Origin of the sequence: Mycolicibacter virginiensis (genome assembly GCF_022374935.2) — a bacterium.
Lineage (GTDB): Bacteria > Actinomycetota > Actinomycetes > Mycobacteriales > Mycobacteriaceae > Mycobacterium > Mycobacterium virginiense.
This window is the reverse complement of the sequence record NZ_CP092430.2, coordinates 2,453,923-2,475,143: the sequence shown is the minus strand read 5'-3', so window position 1 is coordinate 2,475,143 and position 21,221 is coordinate 2,453,923. Positions and strand designations below refer to the sequence as shown.

Sequence of the window (21,221 nt, the reverse complement as noted above, 5' to 3'; positions counted from 1 at the left end):
CAGTACGCTCGATGACGTGCAGCGCAGAATCATGGGCATTGAGACTGAGTTCGGTGTCACCTGCACCTTCCACGGTCATCGGAGGTTGTCGCCCGACGAGGTGGCGCGCTATCTGTTCCGCCGGGTGGTGTCGTGGGGGCGTAGCTCGAATGTGTTCCTGCGCAACGGCGCTCGGTTGTATCTGGATGTGGGCAGTCACCCCGAGTACGCCACCGCCGAGTGCGACAACCTGATTCAGCTGGTCACCCACGACCGGGCGGGTGAACGCGTCCTCGAAGACCTGCTGATCGACGCCGAGCAGCGGCTGGCCGACGAGGGCATCGGCGGCGACATCTACCTGTTCAAGAACAACACCGATTCGGCCGGCAACTCCTACGGCTGCCACGAGAACTACCTGATCGTGCGGGCCGGGGAGTTCTCCCGGATCTCCGACGTGCTGTTGCCGTTCCTGGTAACCCGCCAGCTGATCTGCGGCGCCGGGAAGGTGCTGCAGACCCCCAAAGCCGCCACGTTCTGCCTGTCCCAGCGTGCCGAGCACATCTGGGAAGGCGTCTCGAGCGCCACCACCCGGTCGCGGCCGATCATCAACACCCGCGACGAACCGCACGCCGACGCCGAGAAGTACCGGCGCTTGCACGTCATCGTCGGCGACTCCAACATGTCCGAGACCACGACCCTGCTCAAGGTGGGCAGCGCGGCGCTGGTGCTGGAGATGATCGAGGCCGGGGTGTCCTTCCGGGACTTCTCGCTGGACAACCCGATCCGGGCGATCCGCGAAGTCAGCCACGACGTCACCGGCCGGCGCCCGGTGCGCCTAGCCGGCGGACGCCAAGCCGGTGCCCTCGACATTCAGCGCGAGTACTACGGGCGGGCCGTGGAGTACGTGCAGACCCGGGCCAGCAACCCCCAGCTTGAGCAGGTCATCGATTTGTGGGGCCGCCAGCTCGACGCCGTGGAAACCCAGGACTTCGCCAAGGTGGACACCGAGATCGATTGGGTGATCAAGCGAAAGCTGTTCCAGCGCTACCAGGATCGCTACAACATGGAGCTCTCGGATCCCAAGATCGCCCAGCTGGACCTGGCCTATCACGACATCAAGCGCGGGCGCGGGGTGTTCGATCTGCTGCAGCGCAAGGGATTGGCCACCCGCGTCACCACCGACGAGGACGTCGACGAGGCCGTCGACACCCCGCCGCAGACCACCCGCGCCAAGCTCCGCGGCGAATTCATCAGTGCCGCACAGGCAGCAGGGCGCGACTTCACCGTCGACTGGGTGCACCTCAAGCTCAACGACCAGGCCCAGCGCACCGTGCTGTGCAAGGACCCCTTCCGGTCGGTCGACGAGCGGGTCAAGCGCCTGATCGCCAGCATGTAGCGGCGATGACTCGGCTCCGCGGCCTGGCCGCGCTCATCGGACTGGGCGTCGCGCTGGCCGCGTCGCCGGCCGCGAACGCCGACAGCGTCGTCATCTGCCAGTTCAGCGTCGCCAAGCCGTTCGTCTACTCGGTCAACGGGGCCGACTACATGGGCAGCCGCGTCGACGTCAGCGATTGCCGGACCGATCTGCCCGGCACGTCACTGACCCTGCAGATGCACCTGACCGCCTCCGGCGCCCCGCTGGAACTGGCCGGCCCGTCGCACACCCTGTCCTACTCCGAGACCCGCGCGGTGCACAACGGCGACAGCTTCTCGGTGGGGTTCCCCAACGACGAGCGACTGATCCCGCTGTACCCGGGCGTCTACGGCGCCAAGATGACGGCTCGCACCGATCGTCCTGGCGAGCCACGTGCCGAAGACCCTGAATTCTCGGACTACCAGTGCAGCACCTGGGAGTTCCCGGGGATGACATGCACGCCGGCGAACCACATCTGAACAAGCACGTAACGCACGAGCCTTATCCTGTCTTGTCATGGCGACCGCGAAAGTCGAGCGACTCCTCAATCTCGTCATCGCGTTGCTGGCCACCCGCAGCTACCTCACCGCCGAGAAGATCCGGACCACCGTGGTCGGCTACGGCGACAGCCCCAGCGACGACGCGTTCTCGCGGATGTTCGAGCGCGACAAGAACGAGCTGCGTGACCTGGGCATTCCACTGGAGACCGGCAAAGTGTCGGGGTTCGACACGGTCGAGGGCTACCGGATCAACCCCGATACCTACGCCTTGGCGGCCATCGACCTGACCCGCGAGGAGGCCGCCGCGGTCGCGGTCGCGGTTCAGCTGTGGCAGTCCCCGGAGTTGCGGGCCAACGCCGAGGGCGCCGTCGCCAAACTGCATGCGGCCGGTGTCGAGGTGGACCCGAACCAGGCCGACGTGCTGGTGGCACCGCCAACGGCGCTGCCAGGAAGTCACCGGGCCGAACCGGTGCTAGGCGCGTTGATGGACGCCGTCCAGGCGGGCCAGGCCGTGCAGTTCGGGCACCGCCCCTCACCGGTCGAGCCGTATGTCACCCGCACCGTCGAGCCGTGGGGAGTGGTCACCCACGCCGGACGCTGGTATCTGGTGGGTCACGACCGCGACCGCAACGCGGTACGCACCTTCCGGATGTCGAGGATCGCGCCGGAGGTGCGGCCGATCGGGCCGGCCGACGCCGTCACCCGACCCGACACCGCCGATCTGCGCGCGATCGTCGCCGACGCGGTCGGTGATGCGCCCAGCGGGCTGCAGGCACGTATCTGGGTCGCCGATGGCCGCGCGGTGGCGCTGCGCCGGGCCGGCACGGTCTTGAGCCGTCAGGCGCTGGCCGGCCGCGACGGCGACGTCATCGGCGTCGACATGGGCACCCATGACCGGTTGGCCCGGGAGATCGCCGGCTACGGCGCCGACGCCATCGTGTTGGACCCGCCGTCGCTGCGCGACGACGTGGTAGCGCGCCTGAGCGCTCGCGTGGGGGAGGTGCCGGTATGACCCAGCTGTCGAAACGCCTGGTCCGGCTGCTGAACATGGTGCCGTATCTGAAAGCTCGCCCCGGAATCAGCAAGGAACAGGCCGCCGCCGAACTCGGCGTGAGCCTCAGCCAGCTGCAGACCGACCTGGAGCAGCTGGTAATGTGCGGCCTGCCCGGCTACGGGCCCGGCGAACTGATCGACGTGACGTTCTACGAAGACCGCCTCGACGTGTTCGAATCCGCCGGCGTCGATCGGCCGCTGCGCCTGACCTCGCGCGAGGCCACGGCCATGCTGATGGCCTTACGCACCCTGGTCGACATGCCCGGCATCGTCGACCCGCGGGCTGCCCGCAGCGCGATCGCCAAGATCGAGGAGGCCGCCGGGGCCGCGGCACCAGCAGCGCCCACCTCCGCCACGCACGACGAGTCGGCTGCCGACTCTGTCCGACAAGACGTCGTCCGCGACGGCGTCCAGCAACACCGCGCGCTGGCGATCGACTACTACGCGGCATCCCGAGACAGCGTGTCGCAGCGGATCGTGGACCCGATCCGGGTGGTGCTGATCGGCGCACACAGTTACCTGGAGGCCTGGTGCCGCGAGTCCGAGGGGGTGCGGCTGTTCCGCTTCGACCGCATCGACGGCGCCCGGCTGCTCGACGAGCCATCAGCTCCGCCGGAGCCGGCGCGGCGAGCCGAAACCGACACCTCACTGTTCGACGCCGACCCGTCACTGCCGGTCGCCATCGTGCGGGTGGCGCCGTCGGCGGCGTGGATGTTCGAGTACTACCCGATGCAGGCGCTCGGCGAGCTGGCCGACGGCTGGCGGGAAGCCCAGTTGACCTACGCCTCCGAGGCGTGGCTGATCCGGCTGCTGCTCGGCATGGGCGACGAGGTGCAGGTCAAGGCGCCGGAATCGGTGGTTGCCGGGGTGCGTGACGCCTCGATAGCCGCGTTGGCGATATATGAGCAGGTACGCCCTTGACGCTGTACAGCGTCGGAGCCCTCATAGCCGACATCGCCTTCCTGGCCCTGATGGCAGGAGTGGTGGTGGGCATCGTTTTCCTGCTCAAGGCAAAGGCGAAGTCCGCTGGTCAACCGCCCGTGGCGCCGAACTGGTATCCCGATCCGGCTGACCCTGAGCTGCTGCGCTACTTCGATGGCCAGAGCTGGACGGGGGATACCCGGCGACGGGATGAACCGCCGGGCTAATGCGGCGGTCCCAGCTTCACCTCTCCTTCGTCGAGCCTCGCTGAACCGCCGGGCTAATGAGCTGCGGTAGCATCGTGGCGACGTCTGGAGGTAACCAAAGTGAACGCTTTAGGACCGTCGCACCTGGCGATCCTCGCCGTCGCCGTGATCATTCTCTTCGGCGCCAAGCGACTGCCCGATGCGGCACGCTCGCTCGGTAAGTCGCTGCGCATCTTCAAGTCCGAGGTCCGCGAGCTGCAAAACGAGAGCAAGCCGGATTCGACTGCCACTTCAACCACCGTCCAGTCCGAGCGGGTCGACCCGCCGGCGGCCGGTGGCCAGTCGGCGTAGCCCGGTCCCGCCGTCGCGGCGACCGCGCCCCATTCGACTGTGCGCACGCTCGGAATTCTGCGGCGGCTCGACCCCCGTCAGCGGCGTAGCCGCACCAATCCCGACGGGACGATGTCGCTCGTCGACCACCTGCGGGAGCTACGTACCCGGCTGCTGATCTCGATGGCCGCGATCGTGCTCACCACGATCATCGGCTTCATCTGGTACACCCAGCCGCTCTTCGGGCTGGAAAGCCTCGGCGAATGGCTGCGTCACCCGTACTGCGAGCTACCGGCCTCAGCCCGCGCCTCGATCGCTCCCGACGGGCAGTGCCGGCTGCTGGCCACCGCGCCGTTCGACCAATTCATGCTGCGGCTCAAGGTGGGCTTGGCCGCCGGAATCGTGCTGGCCTGCCCGGTCTGGTTCTACCAACTGTGGGCGTTCATCACCCCGGGGCTCTACCGCAAAGAGCGGAGCTTCGCGGTGGTGTTCGTCGTCTCGGCGGCCGTGCTGTTCGTCACCGGCGCCATCCTGGCTTACCTGGTGCTGTCCAAGGCGCTCGGATTTCTGCTCACCGTCGGCAGCGACGTGCAGGTGACGGCCCTGTCCGGTGACCGCTATTTCGGGTTCTTGCTGAACCTGCTGGTGGTGTTCGGGATCAGCTTCGAGTTCCCGCTGCTGCTCGTGATGCTCAACATGGTCGGCGTGATCAGCTACGCCCGGCTCAAGGAATGGCGGCGCGGGCTGATCTTCGCGATGTTCGTGTTCGCCGCGTTCTTCACCCCGGGATCGGACCCGTTCTCGATGATCGTGCTGGGTTGCACGCTGACCCTGTTGCAGGAGTTCGCCATCCAGATCGCCCGGCTGCACGACAAGCGCAAGGCCAAGCGGGAGGCGGCCACCGCGCTGGCCGACGACCAAGCCTCGCCGATCGAGGCGCCCACACCGGTCACTACGCCGCATGAATAGTCCGCCGGAGATACCCGGACAGACCGAGCTGAGTCGGTTCATCGCGGAACTGCCCTTCGGACTCGACGGCTTTCAGCGTCGGGCCTGCGAGGCTCTGCAGGACGGTCGGGGAGTGCTGGTGTGTGCTCCCACCGGCGCCGGTAAGACCGTCGTCGGCGAGTTCGCGGTCCACCTGGCCCTGGCCGGCGGCGGAAAGTGCTTCTACACCACGCCGATCAAGGCGCTGAGCAACCAGAAGCACACCGATCTGGTGGCCCGCTACGGCAAAGACCGGGTGGGACTTTTGACCGGTGACCTGTCGATCAACGCGAATGCGCCGGTGGTGGTGATGACCACCGAAGTGCTGCGCAACATGCTGTACGCGAATTCATCTGCATTGCAAGGACTTTCCCACGTTGTGATGGACGAGGTGCACTTCCTGGCGGACCGGATGCGCGGCGCGGTGTGGGAAGAGGTCATCCTGCACCTGCCCGAGGAGGTGCGGCTGGTCAGCCTCTCGGCGACGGTCAGCAACGCCGAGGAGTTCGGCGGCTGGATTCAGACGGTGCGTGGCGACACCTCCGTCGTGGTCGACGAACATCGACCCGTGCCGTTGTGGCAGCACATGATGGTCGGCAAACGACTCTTCGACCTGTTCGAGTCCCGGCCAGATCCCGACGGCCGCGCCGCGGCGGGCCGGCCGCGCGTGGACCCCCAGTTGCTGCGCCACATCGCCCATCGTCGCGAAGCCGACCGACTCACCGATTGGGGCAGCACCCGCCGATCAAGGCACGGAGGTTCCGGTCGCCCAGATCGGCCGACCTACCGGCCGCCGATGCGCCCGGACGTGATCGCGGTCCTGAACTCGGCGGGCCTACTGCCGGTGATCACCTTCGTGTTCTCCCGGGCCGGCTGCGACGCCGCGGTCAAGCAGTGCCTGCGCTCGCCGCTGCGGCTGACCACCGAATCCGAACGTGCCCGTATCGCCGAGGTGATCGACCACCGCTGCGGTGATCTGGCCGACGACGACCTGGACGTGCTGGGTTACTACGAGTGGCGCGAGGGGCTGCTGCGTGGCCTGGCCGGCCACCACGCCGGTCTGCTGCCGGTTTTTCGCCACACCGTCGAAGAGCTGTTCGCCGCGGGTTTGGTCAAAGCGGTGTTCGCCACCGAAACCCTGGCGCTGGGCATCAACATGCCGGCCCGCACGGTGGTGCTCGAACGGCTGGTGAAGTTCAACGGTGAGCAGCACGCCGCGCTGACGCCGGGGGAGTACACCCAGCTGACCGGCCGGGCCGGTCGGCGCGGCATCGACGTCGAAGGCCATGCGGTGGTGCTGTGGCATCCCGGGGAGAGCACCGCCGACCCGGACCAGGTGGCCGGCCTGGCGTCCACCCGTACCTTCCCGCTGCGCAGCTCGTTCGCGCCGTCGTACAACATGACGATCAACCTGGTGCAGCACATGGGTCCCGAGCAGGCCCACCAATTGCTGGAGCAGTCGTTCGCCCAGTTCCAGGCCGACCGGTCCGTCGTCGGCCTGGTACGCAGCGCCGAACGCGGTGAGCGCACGCTGGACGAGATCGCCGCCGAGTTCGGCGGGCGCGATTCAGCAGTGCTCGACTATGCCCGGCTGCGAGCGAAGATCTCCGAACGCGAACGCGCCCACGCGCGGGCCTCGCGGTTGCAGCGCCGTCGGGCAGCCAGTGACGCCCTGGCAGCGCTGCGCCGCGGCGACATCATCAACCTCAGCCACGGCCGTCGCGGGGGGCTGGCGGTGGTGCTGCAGGCCGACCGGGATTCCGACGAACCACGGCCGCTGGTGCTCACCGAGCATCGCTGGGCCGGCCGGATCTCCTCGGCGGACTATTCGGGTGCCGTCCCGCCGATCGGCACCATGAGCCTGCCCAAGCGAGTGGAACACCGCCAGCCGCGAGTGCGCCGCGACCTGGCCTCGGCACTGCGATCCGCGGCCGCGGGCCTGGTGGTTCCCAGCGGGCGCAAACGCCGCGGCGACGCCGATGACGCACCGGTGGATCCGGAGCTGGCGGCCCTGCGCCAGAGCATGCGCGATCATCCCGTTCACGACGCGCCGGATCGCGAAGCCCAGGTACGTGTCGCCGAGCGCTACCTGCGTGTGGAGGCCGACAACGCACAATTGCGCAGGAAGGTCGAGGCCGCCACCAATTCGCTGGCGCGCACCTTCGACCGGATCGTCGGGCTGCTGAGCGAACGCGGCTTCATTCGCGCCGGCGAAGCAGAGCGCAGCGATGGTGCGGAGCCGCTCGGTGACGCGGCCGACGCCCGGGACGGCAATCCCCGCGTCACCGACGACGGCCGGATGTTGGCCCGGATCTACAGCGAGAGCGACCTTTTGGTGGCCGAGTGCCTGCGTACCGGGGCATGGCAGGGCCTCAAGCCCCCGGAACTGGCGGCGGTGGTCTCCGCGGTGCTCTACGAAACCCGCGGCGCTGACGGGCCCGGCGGACCGCCGACCCTGCAGGCGCCCACCGAAGCGGTGCGCCGCGCGCTGCACCAGACCCGCAAGCTGTCGGCGGCGTTGCGGGCCGACGAGCGCCGGCACGGCATCAACCCGACCCGGGAACCCGACGACGGGTTTGTCGCCGCGGTCTACCGGTGGGCGCGCAGCGGCGATCTGGCCTCGGCACTGGCCGCGTCAGATGCGGCCGGCGGGGGCACACCCCTATCGGCGGGCGATTTCGTGCGGTGGTGTCGCCAAGTGCTCGACCTGCTGGATCAGCTGCGGAATGCGGCACCCAGCGCGGAGTTGCGGGCCACAGCAAAACAGGCGATCGACACGGTTTTGCGCGGGGTCGTTGCCGTTGACGCCGGGTAGGCTGGTCCGGGCGCTACGGTGGAGAGCCGGCGGTGATCAGCACCCGCTACGTGAGAGGACTTGAGGAACAACGATGAGCGGACCGCAGGGATACGACCCGACGCAGCCGTGGCAGCCTCAGCAGCCCGGCCAGCCCGACGACCAGGGCACCGGACAGGGTCCCGCGACCGGCGCTGAGCAGCAATGGCAGCCGCCGGCCTACACGCCGCAGCAGTACCCCCAATACCCGCAGCAGGGCGCGTACCCGTCGGCGCCGCAGCAGTACCCCGGCTACCCGCAGCCCGAGCAGTACGGTCAGCCCGCGCCGTACGGCCAGCCGGGCCAGTACGGCCAGCCGTCGCCGTATGGTCAGCCCGGCCAGTACGGCCAGCCGGGGCAATACGGCCAGCCGGGCCAGTACGGCCAGTACCCGCAGCAGCCGGGCCAGTACCCGGCGCCGGGCACCGCGACCAAGCGCCCGTCCGGGATGGTCAGCTCAGTGCTCGCCGGTTGCGTGGGCATCGCCGTGCTGGTGTTGCTGGTGCTGGGCTTCTGGAAGCCCGGTTTCTTCGTGACCACCAAGCTCGACATCGACAAGGCCCAGGAAGGCGTGCAGCAGATCCTGGCCGACCAGACCAACGGCTACGGCGCCAAGAACGTCAAGGACGTCCGCTGCAACAACGGGCAGAGCCCGGTGGTCAAGCAGGGCGACACCTTCAACTGCGAGGTCAGCATCGACGGGACCAAGCGCCAGGTGACCGTCACCTTCCAGGACAACTCGGGAACCTACGAGGTCGGCCGGCCCAAGTAGGCCGCCGCACTAATCCGGCAGCGCGTCGAGCGCTCGCTGGAGCCGGGCAATCGAGGACGCGACACCCAGGCGTTCCGCCAGTTCGGCGACCCGCGCCGGATCGGCGGCCACCCGCGGCAGGGTGTCCGACGGTGTCGACAGTGTGACTGGCGCGTTGGTGACCACACGTACCACCGGACCGGCGGCGGCGATGTAGTCCTGCCCGGCCTGCAGTTTGGCCCGAACCCCTTTGGCCATAGGCGATCCCGGATCAGCGGCGGCGGCCAGCACCGCCGCCAGCGACCCGTATTGGGTCAGTAGGCCGGCCGCCGTCTTCTCGCCGATGCCGGCCACGCCGGGCAACCCATCGGAGGGGTCACCACGCAGCAGCGCCATCTCGGCGTAGGCAGCCCCGGCCCGCTCCGGCGGCAGGTTGTAGCGCTGCGCCACCTCGCCCGGGCCGAACAGCGTCGCTTTGGCCAGCCCTTGGCCCAGGTAGAGCACCGACACCGGGACCGGCTGGTCGGCGACCACCTGCAGCAGGTCGCGGTCACCGCTGACCACGATCACCGGGTCGCGCTGTTCGGCGGCCGCCAGGGTGCCCAGCACGTCGTCGGCCTCGAAGTCCGGCGCGCCACCCGTGGTGATGCCGAACGCGTCGAGCAGCTCGGCGATCATCTCCACCTGCGGGCTCAGCTCGTCGGGGACCTCTTCGATGTCTGAATCATCGGGCACCTCTTCGGCCACCCGGTGGGCCTTGTAGGACGGGATGCGGTCCACCCGCCACTGCGGCCGCCAGTCCAGATCCAGGCAGACCACCAGCCGTCCCGGACTCTGGCGGGTGATCAGGGTGGCCACCGAGTCGAAAAAACCGCGCACCGCATTCACCGGCCGGCCGTCGGGCGCGGTGATCGAGGACGGCACCCCGAAGTAGGAGCGGAACCACATACTGGCACCGTCGAGCAGCAACACGGGAGCAGTCATGGGTGCCAGCCTATTGGCCGTCGGTTAGCTGGCTCGACGGAGGAGAGGCGCAGCTGGACCGCCGTTTGGGCCCGCCCGATAGCCTGATGTGCGTGACTTCCCGGTTCGAGAGCAGCGTCTACGCCCACCGCTTGGCCGCCGCGGCCGCTGCCGCCGCGAACGCCGGCCTGGCCGGCCTGGTGATCACGCCCGGCTACGACCTGCGCTACCTGATCGGGTCGCGGGCCCAGACTTTCGAGCGGCTCACTGCGCTGGTGCTGCCGGCCTCGGGTTCGCCCACCATGGTGGTGCCGCGACTGGAGCTGGCGGCACTGCGTGAATCCGCGGTGGCCGATCTCGGTGTGGCGGTGCGGGACTGGGTTGATGGCGAGGATCCCTATCGCATGGTGGGCGAGGCGCTCGGCGGTGCAGCGTCGTCGGCGGTTGCTGTCACCGACTCGATGCCGGCACTGCATCTGCTGCCCCTGGTCGACGTGCTCGGCACCACGCCCGTCTTGGCGACCGGTGTGCTTCGTGATCTGCGAATGATCAAGGACCCCAGCGAGATCGATGCCCTGCGCAAGGCCGGTGCGGCGATCGACCGGGTGCACGCCCGGGTGCCGGAGTTCCTGGTGCCGGGCCGCACCGAAGCCGACGTCGCCGCCGACATCGCCGAAGCGATCGTGGCCGAAGGCCATTCGGAGGTGGCCTTCATCATCGTGGGTTCGGGCCCGCACGGCGCTGACCCGCACCATGAATGCTCCGAGCGGGTGCTGCAGGCTGGTGACATCGTGGTCGTCGACATCGGCGGACCGGTCGAACCCGGATACAATTCCGACTCCACCAGAACCTACAGCCTGGGGGAGCCGAACCCCGAGGTAGCGCAACACTATTCGGTGCTGCAGGAGGCGCAGCGCGCCGCGGTCGCCAGCGTTCGCCCGGGAGTGACCGCGCAACAGGTCGACGCGGCAGCCCGTGACGTGCTGGCGAAGGCCGGCCTGGCCGAATACTTTGTGCACCGCACCGGGCACGGCATCGGCCTGTCGGTGCACGAAGAGCCCTACATCGTGGCTGGCAATGACGAGACGCTCCGGGCCGGGATGGCGTTCTCGGTCGAGCCCGGCATCTACTTTCCCGGCCACTGGGGCGCCCGCATCGAGGACATCGTGATCGTCACCGCCGACGGCGTGGAATCACTGAACAGCCGGCCGCATGACCTGGTGGTGGTGCCGGTGACGGAGTCGGCTGACTAGCGGTTGCCGCGGTCGAGCAGATCGGCGGAACCCAACACCCGCTCCACCTGCACTTCGATCACCACTCGCTGCGGATTCACCCGAGGGGTGCGGTAGCGCTGGGCGTACCGCAGCTCGGCGTCACGAACCGCTGCGGGTGCGTCGTTGACGGTGGCGCTGCCCTCCAGCGAGAGCCAGCGAGCCCCGTCGACCTGACTCAGCACGGCAACCCCGGCCCGTTCCGCGTTGACCGCCTTCTGCGAACCGCCGGTGGTGATCACCCGGGCGATATGGGTCTTGGGATCGAAGGTGAAGCCCACCGCGACCACGTGCGGCGAATTGTCGGCACGCAAGGTGGTCAGCATCGCCAGGTGGCGTTCGGTGAGAAACGCCAACGCGTCACTGGTCAGTCGAGTCGTCGCGTTCGCCATCACCGCCCACGCTAGCGCAGGCGATAATCTCAGCCGTGAACGACACGGTTGACGGGCCGCTGGTGATTTTCGGCGGACGCAGTGAGATCGGCCTCGAGTTGGCGCAGCAGCTCGCGCCGGGGGCGACGGTGGTGCTGGCGGCGCGCTCGGCCCATCGGCTTGACGCCGAAGTCGCGGCGGTGCGCAACGCGGGCGCGGCCGCGGTGCACACCAAGGAGTTCGATGCCGACGACGTGAGCGCCCACGGCCCCTTGGTGGCGGAGCTGATCGCCGAGCACGGCCCGATCGGTACCGCCGTGTTGGCATTCGGCGTGCTGGGCGATCAGGCCCGGGCGGAGTCGGATGCGGCGCACGCGGTGGCCGTCGTACACACCGACTATGTCGCCCAGATCAGTTTGCTCACCCACCTCGCCGCGGCAATGCGGACCGCTAGGCGGGGGCGCATGGTGGTGTTCTCCTCAGTGGCGGGGGTGCGGGTCCGACGGGCCAACTACGTCTACGGCTCGGCCAAGGCCGGCCTCGACGGCTTCGCCAGCGGGCTCGCCGACGCACTGCACGGCACGGGTGTGCGCCTGCTGCTCGTACGACCAGGATTCGTCGTCGGACGGATGACCACCGGCATGGATCCCGCTCCACTGGCGAGCACCCCGCGTCAGGTTGCGCTCGCGGCGGCGCGGGCACTGCGCAAGCGCCGCCGCACCGTGTGGGTGCCGTGGGCACTGCGCCCGCTGTTCGCCACCCTGAGAATTCTCCCGCAATCTGTGTGGCGCCAGATGCCGCGTTAACAAACCGGGAACCCGGCGCAGGGCCGCGACCGGCCGGTTAGTAGGATGTGACGGAACGCGACATTCCCAGGTTGTGGGAATAGGCGAAGAATTTCGGTAAAGTTTTCTGACCTCTTCCCGCCTAACAGGACTAGAGTGTAAAACCATGGACGATCGAAAAAAGGACCCGTCGGTCGTGCTGCCTTACCTGGTCGGTAGGCCGCTTCCGGCAACTGAGGTATACGAGGCCTTCGGCTACCGGAAGTCTGCCTATTACAAGGCTGCACACGAAGGGCGCTTGATCACCGCCGACAACCTGATCCGAGTCGCCACTCACTTCGGCTTGAACGCGGTTGATCTGTTGGTCCGCTACGGACTGATCACCCTGGATGCCGTGACGGCGTTTGTGGATGCCGAGCAGCCGAAGTCCGAGCTACCCAAGCTCGCCGACTTGCATCCCATCGCAAACCGCCCACCGCTGTAACGGTTGGACTGTGCGCCGGGCGCCCCGCTCGCATTTTGAGTAGGCACGCAGGCTCCGGGGCTCCGGGCGGGTAGGTTCGCGGTCATGGCCCTAACTTTCGCCGAGATCGCCAAGTCCGACTATTTGCTGCTGACCACGTTCACCAAGGATGGCCGGCCCAAGCCGACCCCGGTGTGGGCCGCAGCCGATGGCGACCGCCTGCTGGTGATCACCCAGGAGTCGTCCTGGAAGGTCAAGCGAATCCGCAACACCCCGCGGGTGACGTTGGCGGTCTGCGATGTGCGGGGACGGCCCAAGGGCGAGGCCATCGAGGCCGTCGCGACGGTGTTGGACAAATCGGACAACGGCGCCGTGTATGCGGCAATCGGCAAGCGCTACAAGCTGATCGGGCCGGTGTTCAACTTCTTCAGCAAGCTGCGGGGCGGCATGCGCACCAACGTCGGGCTCGCGTTGACCCCGGCCGGCCCGGAGTGATCGACTGCATCACATATAATGGACTTTGCTCATTGAAATGAGCATTGTTGGATCGGAACCCCGACCTCTAGGAGCCACCATGGCCACCGTCACTTCCGATCAGATTCTCGGTGACATCGTCACCGCCGACCCGTCGTCCACCCGCATCCTGAGCCGGTTCGGGATCGATTTCTGCTGCCACGGTCAGCGCACCCTGGGTGCGGCGTGCGCCGCGGACGGAGTCGACGCCGACGAACTGCTGGCCGCGCTCAACGCCACGTCACCGGGTCGGCCAGCTGACTGGGCCGACTACGACGACACCTCGCTGATCGCCCACATCGTCAGCACCCACCACCGGTTCCTGTGGGATGAGTTCCCGCGGTTGGCGGAGTTGGTGGACAAGGTGGCGCGAGTGCACGGCCCCAACCACGACGAGCTGCTGCGGGTTCGCGAGGTGTTCCATCGGCTCCGCGGCGGCATGGAACCACACCTGCGCACCGAAGAGACGATGTTGTTCCCCCAGATCAGCCTGCATGCCGGGGGATCGGGCCGGCCGCTGCCTGACGAGGTGCGCACCGAATTGGCCGAGAACCAGCAAGAGCATGACAATGCCGGTCATCTGCTGGCCGAACTGCGTGAACTCACCAACGGCTACACCGTCCCGGCGGATGCCTGCGCCAGCTACACCGCGATGCTGGCCGGGCTGGCGGACCTGGAGTCCGACATCCACCTGCACGTACACAAGGAGAACAACGTGCTGTTTCCGCGGGTGCTGGCGGCCGCCGGTCCGGCCTAAGCGGTCAAAGCTGAGCGGTCACGCCTCGGGGCGCAGGTGCTCGCCGAAGAAGCCGAACACGCGCTCCCAGGCATCGGCGGTCGCGGCCGCGTTGTAGCCGAAGCCGGCGATGCGGATCAGCGGCTGGCCCGGCAGCTCGTTGGCGAAGCTGTGGCCGACTCCGGGGTACACCTTGATGTCGTGCGCAATGGCCTTGTCCTCGACCAGCCGGCGTAGCCGATCGGCGGCGCCGCGGCCCAGCGGGTCGCGGCCTCCGAAGCTGGCCACGATCGGGCACGCGCCGTCGAGGGTCTGCTCGAGGTGACGAGGCAGCGGCACCCCGTAAAACGGGGCGGAGGCCCCGAATCCCTTGGGTGCCAGGATCAATGCGAACTGGCCGCCCATGCAGAAGCCGGCGATACCGACCGCGCCCGAGCACTCGGGCATGCCCAGCAGATGATCGCGGGCGGCCAGGATGTCATCGAGGGCACGGCCGCGCTGGGTGAGCAGCTCCCGCATCACCCGGGTGATGCAGCGCGCCCGGCCACCCCGGGAGTACAGGTTCGGCGACAGCGCGAGGTAGCCCGCGCCCGCGATCCGTTCGGAGATGGCCTGCATGTCCCTGCCGTAGCCGATCGCGTCGTGGATCACCACCACACCGGGCCATGGCCCGGGCCCAGCCGGAGTGTCGAGCAGCGCATCGATGGGGCCGGCGGGCGCCTCGATTCGGATCGTCGTCATCGCATCAGTATTGCCCTCCCGGCAGGTCGCCGCGCCGGTCTGGAACCACATCACCGGCCCGAACGTTGGGATGGCATGGTGAGCGGTGTGCTGCGGATCTTCGGTCTCTACGCCCTGGTGGAGCTGGCGGCGGTTGCCGGGTTGATCTGGGCGATCGGCTTCGGCTGGACGACGTTGCTGCTGCTGGGCATCTTCCTGGCCGGACTGGTGCTGGCAAGCGGGCAGCTCAGGCGCCAGCTGCGCCGGCTGCGTAAGCCGACTGACCCGGGTGTTCTCGCCGACAGCGGGCTGGTCACGGCCGGCAGCGTGCTCGTTCTCGTTCCGGGGCCGGTGACCTCGCTGGTGGGTCTGCTGTTGTTGGCGCCCCCGACCCGGGCCGCGGCCCGCCCGCTGCTGGGCGCGGTAGCGGCCACCGCGCTGGGCAGGCACACCCCGCTGGTGGCGGCGGCCACCGTCGGTCGGCACTGGTACACCACCCGGCGCCCGTCCGGGCGCCGAGCCGACTACATCGACGCCGAATTCGTCGACGTCACCGACACCGGGCAGCGCGCCCTTCCGGTCGCCTGACCGGCAGCCCGCGCCAACCCGTACTTTCTACGTCGTGACCGTTGTGACCGGCAGGCCTGCCTCTTTGCTGCTCGGCGGGCGAATCCACAGCCCGAGTCATCCCGACGCCACCGCGATGGCGGTCCGGGACGGCGTGGTGGCCTGGCTGGGCAGCGACGACGTCGGCCGCGACCAGTTCTCGCAGGCCGAGGTGATCGAACTCGACGGCGCGCTGGTGACACCGGCATTCGTGGACAGCCATGTCCACGTCACCGAGACGGGCCTGTGCCGCATCGGCCTGGACCTTCGGCCGGCGACCTCGGTGCAGCACTGCCTGCAACTGATCGCCGACTACGCCGCAGCCCACCCCGGTGAGCCGATCCGCGGACACGGCTGGGACGAATCCGGCTGGCCCGAGGACCGTGCCCCAGACACCGCGGCCATCGACGCCGTGGTGGGGGATCGACCCGCATACCTGTCTCGCGCCGACGTCCACTCCGCGTTGGCCTCCACCGTGCTGCGCAACCTGGTGCCGGACTTGCCGGCCGGAATCGACGCCGCCGCCCCGCTGTCCGGCGATGCCCACCACCGGGTCCGTGCCATGGCCGGCACCCTGCTCACCGCCGCGCAGCGCGCCGAGGCCCGGGTGGCTGCGCTCGATGCCGCCGCCGCGGCCGGGGTCGTCGCGGTACATGAATGTGCCGGCCCGGACATCGGCGGTCGCGACGACTGGCGCGAGCTGCGGGCCCTGGGCGAAGCCAGCCACGGCGTCGAGATCGTCGGCTACTGGGGCGAAGCTGTCACCAGCGCTGCCCGGGCACGCGAACTCATCGCCGAGACCGGCGCGCGCGGGCTCGGCGGCGACCTGTTCGTGGATGGGGCGTTGGGCTCGCACACCGCCTGGCTCCACCAGGACTACGCCGATGCCCCCGGCTGTACCGGGTTCTGCCACCTGGACCTCGACGCGGTCACTGCCCACCTGTGGGCCTGCACCGAGGCGCAGGTGACCGCCGGATTCCACGTGATCGGCGACGCGGCGGTCGCCACGGTGGTTGCGGCGCTGGAACGCGTGGTGGAGAAGTTCGGGGTGCCCGCGGTGGCCCGTTGCGGGCACCGGCTGGAGCACCTGGAGATGGTCAGCGCCGAGCAGGCCGCCAAGCTGGGTTCCTGGGGTGTGATCGCCAGCATGCAGCCGGCTTTCGACGCACTGTGGGGCGGCCGGGAGGGCATGTACGCCCAGCGTCTGGGCGCCGAGCGAGCCGCCGGGCTGAACCCATTTGCGCTGTTAGCATCCCAAGGCGTGCCCCTCGCGTTTGGTTCTGACAGCCCGGTGACCGCATTGGATCCGTGGGCCGCGGTGCGTGCCGCCGCGAACCACCGCACGCCGGGCAGTGCGGTTTCGATGCGGGCGGCTTTCGCCGCGTCGACGCGCGGTGGCTGGCGGGCCGCCGGTATCAACGACGGCCTCACCGGAACCCTGGTGCCCGGCGCACCCGCCTCGTACGCGGTGTGGGAGACCAGTGCCCTGGCCGTCGAGGCGCCCAGCGACTCCGTTCAGCGATGGTCGACCGATCCACGCGCCCGGGTGCCCGCGTTGCCGGTGCTCGAGCCCGGCGCCAGCCCCCGATGCCGTCGCACGGTGCACCGTGGTGTGGTCCTGCATGGTTGAGCCGACCGAGGAACCGGCGACGGAAACCCCCACCGAACCGGCCGCTGACGTTCCCACCGAATCTGACGGCGGCGTACTCACCCACGCCGAGCCGACCGGGCCGAACCGGCTGGAGCGGCTGGGCATCGCCGCGGCGGATCGCTGGGCGCAGCTGGCCGCATCGGTGGCTGCGGGCATGCTGTTACGTTCCAGCTTCGCCCCGCTGAACTGGTGGTGGGCCGCGATTTTGGCCTTCGCGCTGCTGAGTTGGGTGCTCGTTCGCCGCGAAACCACCATTGCCGGGGGTTTCGGCTACGGCCTGCTGTGCGGCCTGGCGTTCTACCTGCCGCTGCTGCCGTGGGTGGGCGGGCTGGTCGGCGCGGTGCCCTGGCTGATCCTGGCGCTGATGTGCGCACTGTTTCCCGCCCTTTTCGGATCGGCGGCGGTGGCAGTGCGATCCCTGGCCGGCTGGCCGATCTGGTTCGCGCTGCTGTGGGCCGCCCAGGAATGGGCGAAGTCGGTGGTCCCGTTCGGCGGGTTCCCTTGGGGGGCGGTGGGGTACGGCCAGACTGCGGGACCGTTGCTGCCGCTGGTCGCACTCGGCGGTGTTCCGCTGTTGTCGACCGGGGTGGTGCTGATCGGTTGCGCCGGCACCGCTCTGGCCATGGAGATCGTGCGGTGGCTGCGGAACGCTCCGCCTTCCCCGGCAGTCCTGGGGCCCGCCGACCGCCCGCCGGCGGTGCTGGTGCCCGGACTGTGTATCTGTCTGGTGATGCTGACCGCCGTCGTGGTGTGGCCGGGGGTGCGCCGTTCCGGCGTGGGCGCCGGCGACGAACCGTCGATCACGGTGGCCGCCGTGCAGGGCAACGTGCCGCGGCTGGGGCTCGACTTCAACGCCCAGCGCCGGGAGGTGCTCGACTACCACGTCCGCGAAACCCTGCGGTTGGCAGAGGATGTCGCGACCGGGCGCGCCCCACAACCGCTGTTCGTGATCTGGCCGGAGAACGCCTCGGACATCGACCCGGTGACCAACATCGACGCGGCGCAGCAGATCACCGTCGCCGCTCAGGCGGTCGACGCCCCGATCCTGGTGGGCACGGTGCGTGCCGCGCCCGGCTGGAGCCGGGACAATCCGGTGGCGTCGAATTCGGTGCTGGTGTGGGATCCGCGCACCGGGCCGGGGGAGAGCCACGACAAGCGGATCGTGCAGCCGTTCGGTGAGTACCTGCCGTGGCGCGGGTTCTTCCGCCACCTGTCCGGCTATGCCGATCGGGCCGGCTATTTCGTTCCCGGTCACGGCAATGGGGTGGTGCATGTCGCCGGTGTCCCGGTCGGGGTCGCCACCTGCTGGGAAGTGATCTTCGATCGCGCGCCGCGCCAGTCGGTGCTCGCCGGCGCCCAGCTGCTGGCAGTGCCGACCAACAACGCCACCTTCGACGAGACGATGAGCGACCAGCAGTTGGCGTTTGCCAAGGTGCGCGCCGTCGAGCATGACCGCTACGTCGTGGTCGCCGGAACCACCGGGATCAGTGCGGTGATCGCCCCCGACGGCCGTGAACTGGCCCGGACCGCCTTCTTCGAGCCCGCCTACCTCGACAGCCACATACGGCTCAAGACCACGCTGACCCCGGCGACGCGGTGGGCGCCGGTGCTGCAATGGGTGTTGCTTGGAGCGGCCGTTGCGTCCCTGTTGGCCGCCATACGGCAAAATGGAAACTTCATGCGCGGTCGGATTACGCGACGTCATTTCAAGCGGGGCCGCACCGGCGCCGATGCGGAGAACGGGAGGAACGGCGCCGATGAGTGAGCGTCCCAGCCTGCACACTCTGGTGGTCATCCCCACCTACAACGAGTTGGAGAACCTGCCGATCATCCTGGACCGACTCCAGCAGGCCCGACCCGACGTGCACGTCCTCGTCGTCGACGACGGCAGCCCGGACGGTACCGGGAAGCTGGCCGACGAGCGGGCGGCCGCCGACCCCGAGCGCATTCACGTCATGCACCGGACCTCCAAGGCCGGACTCGGCGCAGCGTACCTGGCCGGTTTCGCCTGGGGGCTGGACCGCAACTACGAGGTGATCGTGGAGATGGATGCCGACGGCAGCCACGCGCCCGAGCAGCTCTACCGGTTGCTGGACGCCATTGACGCGGGCGCCGACCTGGCTATCGGCTCGCGTTACGTAGACGGTGGGACGGTGCGAAACTGGCCGGTGCGCCGCCTGGTGCTGTCCAAGACCGCCAACACCTATGCGCGGCTGCTGCTCGGCGTTGGGATCCACGACATCACGGCCGGTTACCGGGCTTACCGGCGCGGCGTGCTGGAGAAGATCGGTCTGGACGCGGTCGACTCGAAGGGCTACTGCTTCCAGGTCGACCTCACCTGGCGCGCCGTCAACAACGGGTTCACCATCACCGAGGTGCCGATCACGTTCACCGAACGTGAGCTGGGCGTGTCGAAGATGAGTGGCTCGAACATCCGCGAAGCGATGGTCAAGGTCGCGCGGTGGGGGATCGGCGGCCGGGTGAACCGGCTGCGGAGCGCCCGAAGCTAAAACACCGCGGCGTCTCGGGCGAGACGCCGCGGTGCGAACAAGCCCGCGGTTTTTAGCCGCGCCGCTTCGTCTTGATCAACTCCAAGCGCTCCTTGAGCAGCTCTTCGAGCTCTTCGACCGAGCGGCGCTCCAGCAGCATGTCCCAGTGGGTGCGCGGCGGCTTGACCTTCTTCGGCTCGGGCAGGTCGCCCTCGAGCAGGGTGCCTTCCAGGCCGTTACGGCACATCCAGGTGCCGGGGATCTCCGCGTCGTCGGCGAACGGCACCTCGAACTCTTCACCGTTGTCGGTGCGGTAGCGCGCCATGCGGCGCGGTGCCAGGTCGTGGTTGCGGTCGGTCTCGTAGCTCACGGCTCCCAGCCGACTGCCCCGCAGAACACGATCAGCCATGACCCACTCTCCTTATGCCTATTGGTGAAAAATGCCTCGCGAGTGTCAACGCGAGCGAACCCTCTGAAGTTCCCGGCGCATATGGCGCGACCTCTCATGATACCGGGAACGTCGCCGTCCTCGGATTAAGGTGTTCGACGTGCCTCGCAGTCCCCGCCCCCAGCCGTGTCGATGGTGTGGCCGCGATGTGGGTGATGCCGGGATCGGCCGGCGCCGCCAGTACTGCCGGCAGTCCTGCCGGCAGCGCGCCTACGAGCAGCGTGCCCTGATCAGCAGCGGGAAGACGACGGCCCTGACGCCCGACTCCGTGGTGCTTTCCGCCGACGAGGCGACCGCCCTGTCCGATCGGGTCTATCAGGTGCGATGTGCGGCCGAGGACATCGCGACCGCGCTGTCCGAAGACGCTCCCCACGACGAGCTGCGGCAACTGTGCGACATTCTGCTGCAGGCCGTCGATTCGGCCGACCGTTGGCGCTGAAGCTCAGCTGGCGCAGCTGAACTGCTCGCCGGCGTCGGCTGGGGGCGGTACCGGGTGCAGGCAGCCGAAGGTTCCGATGCCCGCCGGGCGCAGCAGCACCGCCGACCGGTGGGCGTAGTTCACGCAGATCAGCCCGACTCGATCCGCCCGACAACGGTAGTCGCCGAACGACAGGGTCGATCCGTCCGGCAGCTGCGCGCCGTCGCCGTGCACAAACCGGCCCGGATCGCCGTGCGCGGAGCCCACCCGCAGCGTGTTGCCGCCGAAGTCGACCCAGCCGCCTTTCCACTCGCCGTAGATGTCGGCGGGCTGTGCCGGCGGGTTCGCCAGATCCACCACACAGGCCAAGGCGCTGTCGGGGGAACCGGAATCGCTGATGCAGGTGGTGGCGCGGCGCGGCGCAGCTCCCACCGTGAAGGCGACATCATTGATGAGATCGGTGACCTCGCCGTCGCGGGTGGCCTTGTGGTAGTCGGCGGTGTCGACGGGCTGGCCGGCTTCTATCCAGGCGATGACGTCGGCGATCGCCGCGCCCGCAGCCGGGGGAGCCAGCGGCCCCGTGGGCTTCGCCGAGGTTGACGTCGCCGATGTCGACGGCGGTGCCGTGCTGGAGGAAGACGAACCAGTCGAAGTCGGCGTCGGCTCTTCGACCTTGGCGCCAGAACATCCCGCGACCAACAGCAGTACGGCGACCAGCCCGGTGAGACGCATGCCGTTAGGCTAACCGGCCCTGCTCAAGCGGCGGTCCAGCCTCACCTCTCCTTCGTCGAGGTTCGCTAACCGGCCGTGTCC

General features: G+C 68.8%; 24 protein-coding genes. 19 read left to right on the top strand and 5 right to left on the bottom strand.

Annotated features, from left to right (window positions below):
• The first annotated feature begins 16 nt into the window (after positions 1-16).
• The 9 genes from pafA (at position 17) to MJO54_RS11910 (ending at position 8,995) form a co-directional block, all read left to right on the top strand.
• A complete protein-coding gene (gene pafA / locus MJO54_RS11950) occupies positions 17-1,375 on the top strand; it encodes a Pup--protein ligase (protein WP_105295526.1) in 1,359 nt (452 codons plus the stop codon).
• 5 nt (positions 1,376-1,380) lie between these two features.
• Positions 1,381-1,872 carry a hypothetical protein gene (locus tag MJO54_RS11945; RefSeq protein WP_240175931.1) on the top strand — a complete coding sequence of 164 codons (492 nt, stop codon included), beginning with the start codon at positions 1,381-1,383 and terminating at the stop codon, positions 1,870-1,872.
• A 37-nt stretch (positions 1,873-1,909) separates the two neighbouring features.
• Complete coding sequence (locus tag MJO54_RS11940; protein ID WP_046284048.1) at positions 1,910-2,905, top strand: helix-turn-helix transcriptional regulator; 996 nt, start codon at positions 1,910-1,912, stop codon at positions 2,903-2,905.
• Positions 2,902-3,867 carry a helix-turn-helix transcriptional regulator gene (locus MJO54_RS11935; protein WP_105295528.1) on the top strand — a complete coding sequence of 322 codons (966 nt, stop codon included), beginning with the start codon at positions 2,902-2,904 and terminating at the stop codon, positions 3,865-3,867. Before MJO54_RS11940 ends, MJO54_RS11935 begins: the two co-directional genes overlap by 4 nt.
• Positions 3,864-4,094, top strand: a complete 231-nt coding sequence (locus MJO54_RS11930) for a DUF2510 domain-containing protein (RefSeq protein WP_046284046.1) — start codon at positions 3,864-3,866, stop codon at positions 4,092-4,094. Before MJO54_RS11935 ends, MJO54_RS11930 begins: the two co-directional genes overlap by 4 nt.
• 99 nt (positions 4,095-4,193) lie before the next feature.
• Positions 4,194-4,424 carry a Sec-independent protein translocase subunit TatA gene (gene tatA, locus MJO54_RS11925; RefSeq protein ID WP_046284045.1) on the top strand — a complete coding sequence of 77 codons (231 nt, stop codon included), beginning with the start codon at positions 4,194-4,196 and terminating at the stop codon, positions 4,422-4,424.
• Between the two features lie 39 nt (positions 4,425-4,463).
• Positions 4,464-5,372 (top strand): twin-arginine translocase subunit TatC, encoded by a 909-nt coding sequence (gene tatC / locus MJO54_RS11920; protein WP_065153320.1) that lies wholly within the window; start codon positions 4,464-4,466, stop codon positions 5,370-5,372.
• Complete coding sequence (locus MJO54_RS11915) at positions 5,365-8,205, top strand: DEAD/DEAH box helicase (protein WP_065153319.1); 2,841 nt, start codon at positions 5,365-5,367, stop codon at positions 8,203-8,205. The genes tatC and MJO54_RS11915 overlap by 8 nt, the downstream gene beginning before the upstream one ends.
• 73 nt (positions 8,206-8,278) lie before the next feature.
• The gene (locus MJO54_RS11910) at positions 8,279-8,995 is read left to right on the top strand and encodes a DUF4333 domain-containing protein (RefSeq protein ID WP_105295529.1); all 717 of its coding nucleotides are present in this window, start codon (positions 8,279-8,281) and stop codon (positions 8,993-8,995) included.
• 9 nt (positions 8,996-9,004) lie between these two features.
• Here MJO54_RS11910 and MJO54_RS11905 read toward each other — a convergent pair whose 3' ends face one another.
• Positions 9,005-9,958 (bottom strand): 5'-3' exonuclease, encoded by a 954-nt coding sequence (locus tag MJO54_RS11905; protein ID WP_105295530.1) that lies wholly within the window; start codon positions 9,956-9,958, stop codon positions 9,005-9,007.
• A gap of 86 nt (positions 9,959-10,044) precedes the next feature.
• Here MJO54_RS11905 and MJO54_RS11900 point away from each other — a divergent pair, with 86 nt between their 5' ends.
• A complete protein-coding gene (locus MJO54_RS11900) occupies positions 10,045-11,190 on the top strand; it encodes a M24 family metallopeptidase (RefSeq protein ID WP_064888465.1) in 1,146 nt (381 codons plus the stop codon).
• Here the strand turns inward: MJO54_RS11900 and MJO54_RS11895 are convergent.
• Positions 11,187-11,600, bottom strand: coding sequence for a F420-dependent biliverdin reductase (locus MJO54_RS11895; protein WP_046284039.1), 414 nt, complete (start codon positions 11,598-11,600; stop codon positions 11,187-11,189). The genes MJO54_RS11900 and MJO54_RS11895 overlap by 4 nt on opposite strands.
• 35 nt (positions 11,601-11,635) lie before the next feature.
• Here MJO54_RS11895 and dprE2 point away from each other — a divergent pair, with 35 nt between their 5' ends.
• The 4 genes from dprE2 (at position 11,636) to ric (ending at position 14,097) form a co-directional block, all read left to right on the top strand.
• Positions 11,636-12,385, top strand: a complete 750-nt coding sequence (gene dprE2, locus MJO54_RS11890) for a decaprenylphospho-beta-D-erythro-pentofuranosid-2-ulose 2-reductase (protein ID WP_105295531.1) — start codon at positions 11,636-11,638, stop codon at positions 12,383-12,385.
• 145 nt (positions 12,386-12,530) lie between these two features.
• Positions 12,531-12,848, top strand: a complete 318-nt coding sequence (locus MJO54_RS11885; protein WP_046284037.1) for a hypothetical protein — start codon at positions 12,531-12,533, stop codon at positions 12,846-12,848.
• Positions 12,849-12,932: 84 nt separating this feature from the next.
• Complete coding sequence (locus MJO54_RS11880) at positions 12,933-13,322, top strand: PPOX class F420-dependent oxidoreductase (RefSeq protein WP_046284036.1); 390 nt, start codon at positions 12,933-12,935, stop codon at positions 13,320-13,322.
• A gap of 79 nt (positions 13,323-13,401) precedes the next feature.
• Positions 13,402-14,097, top strand: coding sequence for an iron-sulfur cluster repair di-iron protein (gene ric / locus MJO54_RS11875; protein ID WP_046284035.1), 696 nt, complete (start codon positions 13,402-13,404; stop codon positions 14,095-14,097).
• Positions 14,098-14,115: 18 nt separating this feature from the next.
• On the opposite strand, the gene MJO54_RS11870 is transcribed toward ric, so the two are convergent.
• Positions 14,116-14,817 (bottom strand): dienelactone hydrolase family protein, encoded by a 702-nt coding sequence (locus tag MJO54_RS11870; protein ID WP_105295532.1) that lies wholly within the window; start codon positions 14,815-14,817, stop codon positions 14,116-14,118.
• Between the two features lie 78 nt (positions 14,818-14,895).
• Between MJO54_RS11870 and MJO54_RS11865 the strand changes: the two genes are divergently transcribed.
• From MJO54_RS11865 to MJO54_RS11850, 4 genes are all read left to right on the top strand, one after another.
• Positions 14,896-15,384 (top strand): FxsA family protein, encoded by a 489-nt coding sequence (locus MJO54_RS11865; protein WP_233428754.1) that lies wholly within the window; start codon positions 14,896-14,898, stop codon positions 15,382-15,384.
• A gap of 115 nt (positions 15,385-15,499) precedes the next feature.
• A complete protein-coding gene (locus MJO54_RS11860; protein WP_240175973.1) occupies positions 15,500-17,032 on the top strand; it encodes an amidohydrolase in 1,533 nt (510 codons plus the stop codon).
• The gene (lnt, locus tag MJO54_RS11855; RefSeq protein ID WP_105295717.1) at positions 17,025-18,818 is read left to right on the top strand and encodes an apolipoprotein N-acyltransferase; all 1,794 of its coding nucleotides are present in this window, start codon (positions 17,025-17,027) and stop codon (positions 18,816-18,818) included. The genes MJO54_RS11860 and lnt overlap by 8 nt, the downstream gene beginning before the upstream one ends.
• Positions 18,811-19,563 (top strand): polyprenol monophosphomannose synthase, encoded by a 753-nt coding sequence (locus tag MJO54_RS11850; protein ID WP_174549788.1) that lies wholly within the window; start codon positions 18,811-18,813, stop codon positions 19,561-19,563. The genes lnt and MJO54_RS11850 overlap by 8 nt, the downstream gene beginning before the upstream one ends.
• 52 nt (positions 19,564-19,615) lie before the next feature.
• Here the strand turns inward: MJO54_RS11850 and MJO54_RS11845 are convergent, their stop codons facing one another.
• On the bottom strand, positions 19,616-19,951 hold the full coding sequence (locus tag MJO54_RS11845) for an RNA polymerase-binding protein RbpA (RefSeq protein WP_046284032.1): 336 nt from the start codon (positions 19,949-19,951) through the stop codon (positions 19,616-19,618).
• Positions 19,952-20,090: 139 nt separating this feature from the next.
• On the opposite strand from MJO54_RS11845, the gene MJO54_RS11840 reads away from it, so the two are divergent.
• Entirely contained in the window at positions 20,091-20,429 is a 339-nt protein-coding gene (locus MJO54_RS11840) for a hypothetical protein (RefSeq protein ID WP_046284058.1), read from the top strand.
• Between the two features lie 3 nt (positions 20,430-20,432).
• On the opposite strand, the gene MJO54_RS11835 is transcribed toward MJO54_RS11840, so the two are convergent.
• Positions 20,433-21,140, bottom strand: a complete 708-nt coding sequence (locus tag MJO54_RS11835) for a hypothetical protein (protein WP_105295716.1) — start codon at positions 21,138-21,140, stop codon at positions 20,433-20,435.
• Positions 21,141-21,221 lie beyond the last annotated feature (81 nt).